The organism is Gordonia sp. (in: high G+C Gram-positive bacteria), assembly GCF_049299075.1.
Taxonomy (GTDB): Bacteria; Actinomycetota; Actinomycetes; order Mycobacteriales; family Mycobacteriaceae; genus Gordonia.
Genome location: NZ_JBAQWU010000515.1, coordinates 1 through 6,146, shown reverse-complemented (window position 1 = coordinate 6,146; position 6,146 = coordinate 1). Strand labels below are relative to the sequence as shown.

At 67.1% G+C, this 6,146-nt stretch carries 7 protein-coding genes; 6 read left to right on the top strand and 1 reads right to left on the bottom strand.

Annotation, left to right across the window (positions count from 1 at the left end; genetic code table 11):
• Positions 1–171 precede the first annotated feature (171 nt).
• Entirely contained in the window at positions 172–1,044 is an 873-nt protein-coding gene (locus WAW85_RS16345; RefSeq protein WP_422560641.1) for a hypothetical protein, read from the bottom strand.
• 29 nt (positions 1,045–1,073) lie between these two features.
• On the opposite strand from WAW85_RS16345, the gene WAW85_RS16340 reads away from it, so the two are divergent.
• From WAW85_RS16340 to WAW85_RS16315, 6 genes are all read left to right on the top strand, one after another.
• The gene (locus WAW85_RS16340; protein WP_422560640.1) at positions 1,074–2,024 is read left to right on the top strand and encodes a hypothetical protein; all 951 of its coding nucleotides are present in this window, start codon (positions 1,074–1,076) and stop codon (positions 2,022–2,024) included.
• A 61-nt stretch (positions 2,025–2,085) separates the two neighbouring features.
• A complete protein-coding gene (locus tag WAW85_RS16335) occupies positions 2,086–3,030 on the top strand; it encodes a hypothetical protein (protein ID WP_422560639.1) in 945 nt (314 codons plus the stop codon).
• A gap of 20 nt (positions 3,031–3,050) precedes the next feature.
• The gene (locus tag WAW85_RS16330; RefSeq protein WP_422560638.1) at positions 3,051–3,956 is read left to right on the top strand and encodes a sugar phosphate isomerase/epimerase family protein; all 906 of its coding nucleotides are present in this window, start codon (positions 3,051–3,053) and stop codon (positions 3,954–3,956) included.
• Positions 3,937–4,833 (top strand): thioesterase family protein, encoded by an 897-nt coding sequence (locus WAW85_RS16325; protein ID WP_422560637.1) that lies wholly within the window; start codon positions 3,937–3,939, stop codon positions 4,831–4,833. The genes WAW85_RS16330 and WAW85_RS16325 overlap by 20 nt, the downstream gene beginning before the upstream one ends.
• Positions 4,834–4,867: 34 nt before the next feature.
• A complete protein-coding gene (proC, locus tag WAW85_RS16320; RefSeq protein ID WP_422560636.1) occupies positions 4,868–5,746 on the top strand; it encodes a pyrroline-5-carboxylate reductase in 879 nt (292 codons plus the stop codon).
• Positions 5,747–5,929: 183 nt separating this feature from the next.
• A partial coding sequence (locus WAW85_RS16315; RefSeq protein ID WP_422560642.1) for a helix-turn-helix domain-containing protein occupies positions 5,930–6,146 on the top strand: 217 nt, incomplete at its 3' end.

Sequence of the window (6,146 nt, the reverse complement as noted above, 5' to 3'; positions counted from 1 at the left end):
CGCGACACCTGATCACCCTGCGCGGCCTGGGCTACAAGTTCGAACCCTGAACCCTGAACCCGTCGCGTCGGGCTGTTGGCCGAACTTTCCGGCCAACAGTATTGGTTCGGCCCTATTGCGCCGCCATTGGTCGGAACGGAAAGTGCTGGCACGAATAGCCGCGGATGAGGGTTATAGCTGCTCGTATTTGATGTCGGTGGTGCGCCGCTCGGTGGCGGCGGCCGTGGCGGGGTGCACGGCGACGATGCCGAGTTGGGTGCGGCGACGGCACGCCTTGGCCAGTTCTTCGTAGGCCGGGGCACCGAGCATTTCGGTGAGCTCGGGGGCGTACGACTCGAAGACGGGTGCGGCGCCGACATGGGCGTCGGGTGAGCCGGTGCAGTACCACTGCAAATCGTGGCCGCCTTCGCCCCAACCGCGGCGATCGTATTCGGTGACGGTGGTCTTGAGGATCTGGGTGCCGTCCGGCCGGGTGACCCAATTCTCTTCCCGGCGCACCGGCAACTGCCAGCAGACGTCGGGTTTGACGGTGAGCGGTTCGATCCCGCGGCGTAGCGCCACCGCGTGCAGCGCGCAGCCCTGCCCGGCGGGGAAGCCGGGGCGATTGGCAAAGATGCACGCGCCCTTGTGCACGCGGGTCTTGAGGGCCGGTTCGTCGTCCAGATCGCTCTCTTCGAGGTAACCGTGCGGTCCGAGCGGATCGTCACCCGACCCCTTCTTGTAGAACTGCCAATCGTCCGGTGTCAGCATCGCGACACCGGCCGTCAGGCGCGCGCGGTCGTCGTCGTCGGTGAGATAGGCGCCGTGGGTGCAGCAGCCGTCGTCCGGGCGGCCGGCGACGATGCCCTGGCATGCCGGAGTGCCGAAGACGCACGACCATCTCGACAGCAGCCAGGTCAAGTCGATGCTGATCAGGTGCTCGGGATCGGCGGGGTCGAAGAACTCGAACCACTCGCGCGGGAAGTCGAGCGGGACTTCCGGAGTGCCGGGCGAAGTCGATCCATCAGGGCTCACAGCGATCAACGGTAGCTGTCCGGGTCGCATTGCTGCGCCGCGCGCAGTAATTTCGTAGCGTGAGAATCGGAGTGCTCGATGTGGGCAGCAATACGGTGCACATGCTCGTGGTCGATGCGAAGGCCGGCGGTGCGCCCACGGCGATGAGTTCGACCAAGGCGGTGCTGCGCCTGGCCGAACAGATCGACGATGGCGGCAAAATGACCAAGGCGGGTGCGGACTCGTTGGTGTCCACCATCGAAGACTTTGCCAAGATTGCCGAATCGTCCGGCTGCGGCGAGGTGATGGCCTTTGCGACCTCGGCGGTCCGCGATGCCACCAACTCCGATGAGGTGCTCAGACGGGTTCGCAAGACCTCCGGGCTAGACCCAGTGGTTCTCAGCGGAGTCGACGAGGCGCGGCTGACGTGTCTGGCGGTCCGCCGCTGGTACGGCTGGCAGGCTGGCCGGATCCTGGCGCTCGATATCGGCGGTGGCTCGCTGGAGATGTCCAACGGCGTGGACGAGGAACCAGACATCGCCATCTCGCTCCCGCTCGGGGCTGGCCGGATCACCCGCGAATGGATCAACTCCGATCCGCCAGACCATCGCCGCATCGCAGTGTTGCGTGACTGGCTGGACTCCGAGCTGAAAGCCCCCGCCAAGGAACTCAAGAGCGCGGGCAAGCACAACCTGGCGGTCGGCTCGTCCAAAACTTTCCGCTCCCTGGCCCGGCTGACCGGCGCGGCGCCGTCGAGCGCCGGTCCGCACATGCAGCGCAGCGTCACCCAGGACGGCATTCGGCAACTCATCGCCTTCATCTCCCGGATGACCACCGCCGACCGTGCGCAACTGGAAGGCGTGAGCGCCGACCGGGCCCCGCAAATTGTGGCTGGCGCGCTGGTGGCGGAGGCCGCCATGCGCGCCCTGGGTGTTGATCGACTGGAGATCTGTCCGTGGGCGCTTCGCGAGGGTGTGATTCTCCGGCGGCTCGACAGCGAGCCTGCCGGTCCGATGACCATCGGACCGTAGACTTGACTCGTACCTTGCGGGCCAGACCCGCAACCGGAAAAGCAGGATGGAGTGACCGCTGATGGCCAAGGAGCCGGATTCGCGTCCGATCACCGTGGAGGAGTTGATCTCCGGCACCGTCCCGGACGGGGGTCACTTCCCGCATGCCGATTCGGTGGCGGTGACCCGTGAGATGGACGAGGGCGGTGACACAGTGCCCCCCGGCGCCTCCGGTATGCCCGGCTACACCACCGCCGCGCCCGCGGTCCGCCCCCGCGCTCGCGTCATCGGCGCCTCCGGCATGCCCGCGTACACGCCGGCGCCCTCTACTGAGATCGGCGAGTCGCGAAACGTGGTCACCGGCATCATTCCGGTGGTCACCGACGACGCGCCCGAGGTGGACACCGGGTCGCTGCGCGCTGTTGATCCGGACGACCTCATTGGTGTCGAGTTGCCGGCGACCGGAGCGGGCCTGCCCAGTGCCACCGTCGTGGTGCACGACGCGAATCTGCCCGCCGCGACCGTCGTGATCGCGAGCGAGGTGATTGCGAGCCAGGAGCTCGGGAGCGCAGCGGCCGTCGCGGACGGCGATGCGTTCACCGACTTCGACCAGACGACCACCGCTGCGCTGTTCGAGACTGAGGCGGAGGCCGTCGAAGGTAGCGACCACCTCGCTAACACCGGTGAACTGGTTGCGGCAAACGATTCCGTGCTGTTGCTCGACGAGGTCGAAGCGGCCGAGTCTGCCGCTGAGGCCGAAGCGCCGCAGGACCGCTCCCCGCTGTGGGGCTGGCTCGCGCTGGCTGGCGAAGTGATCCTCGGCGTGGCTATCGGCGCCGGGCTGTTCTGGGGCTTCACCATTTTGTGGAAGCAATACGTGTATCTGGCGCTGGTTCTCGCGGTGCTGGTCATCTTCGCAATCGTGACCTTCGCGTATGTGCTGCGAAAGCGCGATCTGCCGACTACGTTGCTGGCGCTGGCGGTGGGCTTGATCGTCACCATCGGCCCACTCGTCCTGCTCGTCTAGCGGGGCAGGAGTTCGCCCCGGTGCGTCCCGAAATCCCCATCGGCCTGTCCACCGCCTCGGTCTATCCACAGAATACGGAGGCGGCGTTCGCCTACGCCGCTGAAATCGGCTACGACGGCGTCGAGTTGATGGTCTGGTCCGATCCGGTCAGCCAGGACATCGCGCACATCGCGCACCTATCGCAGCAGTACCAGGTACCGGTGTTGTCGGTGCACGCACCGTGCCTGCTGATCAGTCAGCGTGTGTGGGGCCGCGATCCGTCGGCAAAGCTGGTGCGATCAGTACAGGCCGCCGAGGACCTCGGCGCCGATACGGTGGTGGTGCATCCGCCGTTTCGCTGGCAGCGCGACTATGTGCGCGGATTCGACCGTCTGGTGCGCAGGCTGGAAGCCGAGAGCGACGTCAAGGTGGCGGTGGAGAATATGTTTCCGCTGCGTGCCGACCGGATGTTCGGTGCCGGTGCACGCTCGGCCCAGCGGATGGCCGACCGTGGGGGGCACCCGGGGTTCGCCACGTCGGCGTTCGGCAAGTCGATCGACCCGACGGACGACGGCTACGACAACTACACCCTCGATCTGTCGCACGCGGCGACCGCCGGCCTTGATGCGCTCGGCCTCGCCGATCGAATGGGCAGCGGCTTGCGGCACCTGCACCTGACCGACGGCACCGGCGCCGCCACCGACGAACACCTGATCCCGGGCGACGGCACCCAGCCGTGCGTCGAAGTGTGCCGTCGGCTCGCCGAGAGCGATTTCGGCGGCGCCGTCGTCCTGGAAGTGCACACCACCGGCGCCAAGAGCAAAGCCGAGCGCACCGCGCTGCTCACCCGGTCCTTGGAGTTTGCCCGCCGTTACCTGGATCGCGGCGAGACCGCCCCGGAGGCGGACGTCGAGCGAGGGGAGAGCGATGTCAACGGCGCTCGCTGACCTGCTGACCTTCCAGGTCGACGATCGGACCGTCGACAGCAGTGCGATTGTCTATCGGGGTTCGATCTCTCCGACCTTCACCATCGGACCCAAGGTGCACGGCGGCAGCCTGCAGATGATGGTGGGCGCCGCGGCGCGTGCTGCGCTTATCGAGTTGACGTCGGCCGACGCCGATCCGACGCTGCTGGCGGGCGTCACCCCGATCGCCATCGCCAGCGACTACCTGGCCGCAGCGGATCCGGCCGAGGTGGAGTTGGCGGTCCGAGTCATCAAGCGTGGCCGCACGGTGAGCCTGGTGCGGGTGGAGGTGACCCAACATGATCGCGTGATGGTCTCGTCGACGGTCACTCTGGGCCGCGCGGACAGCGGCGAACCGCATCATCGGCGCCTCGTCGAGTTCGACGGCCTCCCGCCGAGGCCGACCGACGATGCTGTCGCCATCGGCGATTCGCCGCTTGGGGACGTGATGCATGTGGGATCGGCGCTGGAGTTGGCCCTGGACCCGGCGTGGTTCCCGGCGTTGACCGGCGACACCGGTGAACCGGCGATCCGCGGCTGGACCCGGCCGCGTGACGGTGATGCCCAGCCACCGACTATGGCCGCCGATTTCCCGGTCCTGGTCTGCGATGTGTCCCCGCCGGTGGTGATGAACCTCGGCCTGTTCGGCTGGGCGCCGACCGTCCAACTGACCACATACGTGCGGCGGCTCCCCGCGCCGGGGATTGACGGCAACGGCTGGCTGCGGTTTGCCGCCACCAGCACCGAGGTGGGGCAGGGCATGTTCGCCGAGGACCACGTCGTCGTCGACGAGACCGGTGCGCTGGTCGCGCAGTCCCGGCAATTGGCATTGATTCCGGCGCGCCCATCCGGGCAGTGAGCCGACTATCCTTCCACCACGCAAAGGACAACACATGACCGAGCGGATCGCGATCATCGGCGGCGGCAAGATCGGCGAGGCACTGCTTGCCGGACTGATCAAGTCGGGCAAGCCCATCAAAGACCTCGTCGTCGTGGAGCTGTCGGCGGAACGGTCGGCCGAGATCTCGCGCGATTACGGTGTGCGCGTGACACTGGACGTCCGGGACGCTGCCGAGGGTGCTCAGGTCGTATTTCTGGCGGTGAAGCCCGATGCGGTGGACGCGGTGCTGCGCGAGTTGGCGCGCGCCGAGGATCCGGGTGAGACCGAACGCGTGACGGTATCGCTGGTGGCTGGGGTGCCGACCGCGCGATACGAGGCGAACCTGCCCGCCGGATCGCCGGTGGTGCGCGTGATGCCGAATACCCCGATGCTTGTCAATGAGGCGATGAGCGCGGTGAGCGGCGGGCGCTACGCCGACGCCGGGCAGGTGGCTGTTGCCGTTCGGCTGATGGAGAGCGTCGGACAGGTGATGGTGGTTCCGGAGACGCAGATGGATGCGGTCACCGCGATCTCCGGTTCCGGCCCCGCCTATTTCTTCCTGCTCGTCGAGGCGCTCACGGATGCGGGTGTCGGTCTAGGCCTGACCCGGGCGCAGTCGCTGGAGTTGGCCTCTCAGACGCTCAAGGGGGCGGGCCAGTTGCTGTCGGAGTCCGGTCTCTCCCCGGTGGAGTTGCGTGCGGCGGTCACCTCGCCCGGTGGTACGACGGCTGCGGCGTTGGCAGAGTTCGAGCGGTACGGCTTGCGGCATGCGGCCAGTGAGGCGGCCCGGGCCGCCGCCGAAGTGAGCCGTTCGGCGGCACGTCGAGTCGACCTTGAGGGTTCGCGGGTCCCTGTGGGCAGTAACGCCGAACGCGGCGACGACCTGCGCTAGCCTGGTGACCAGCGACGACAGCGGGCTTTCGGGATATTTCGCCCCAATAGCTCCGGTAGATTTAGCCACTCACGTCGCATTTTTCACATCCGCCACGTTAAGCTCCTAGCAGCACGTACGTGTCTATGTCCGCCGGAGGGGAAGCCGGTGGCCGCGATGCGTGCACCGGAGGTTTTGTTGTTCATGGCTGCTGCAGACAAGTCTGGAGACCGGAACGAACTTGCTGAGGCGCGTGGCGCAAGCTCGGCATCACAGTTCCTTACCGTCGCCGAAGTCGCCGCGTTGATGCGCGTTTCGAAGATGACCGTGTACCGCTTGGTGCATAGCGGAGAACTGCCGGCGGTACGCGTCGGTCGGTCGTTCCGCGTGCACGCCAAGGCGGTCCACGAATATCTGGAGA

Bases quoted from the DNA above. Each gene is read 5' to 3' on its own strand.
- WAW85_RS16345 (WP_422560641.1), bottom strand. From the start codon at position 1,044: ATGCGACCCGGACAGCTACCGTTGATCGCTGTGAGCCCTGATGGATCG.
- WAW85_RS16335 (WP_422560639.1), top strand. From the start codon at position 2,086: ATGGCCAAGGAGCCGGATTCGCGTCCGATCACCGTGGAGGAGTTGATC.
- WAW85_RS16325 (WP_422560637.1), top strand. From the start codon at position 3,937: ATGTCAACGGCGCTCGCTGACCTGCTGACCTTCCAGGTCGACGATCGG.
- proC (WP_422560636.1), top strand. From the start codon at position 4,868: ATGACCGAGCGGATCGCGATCATCGGCGGCGGCAAGATCGGCGAGGCA.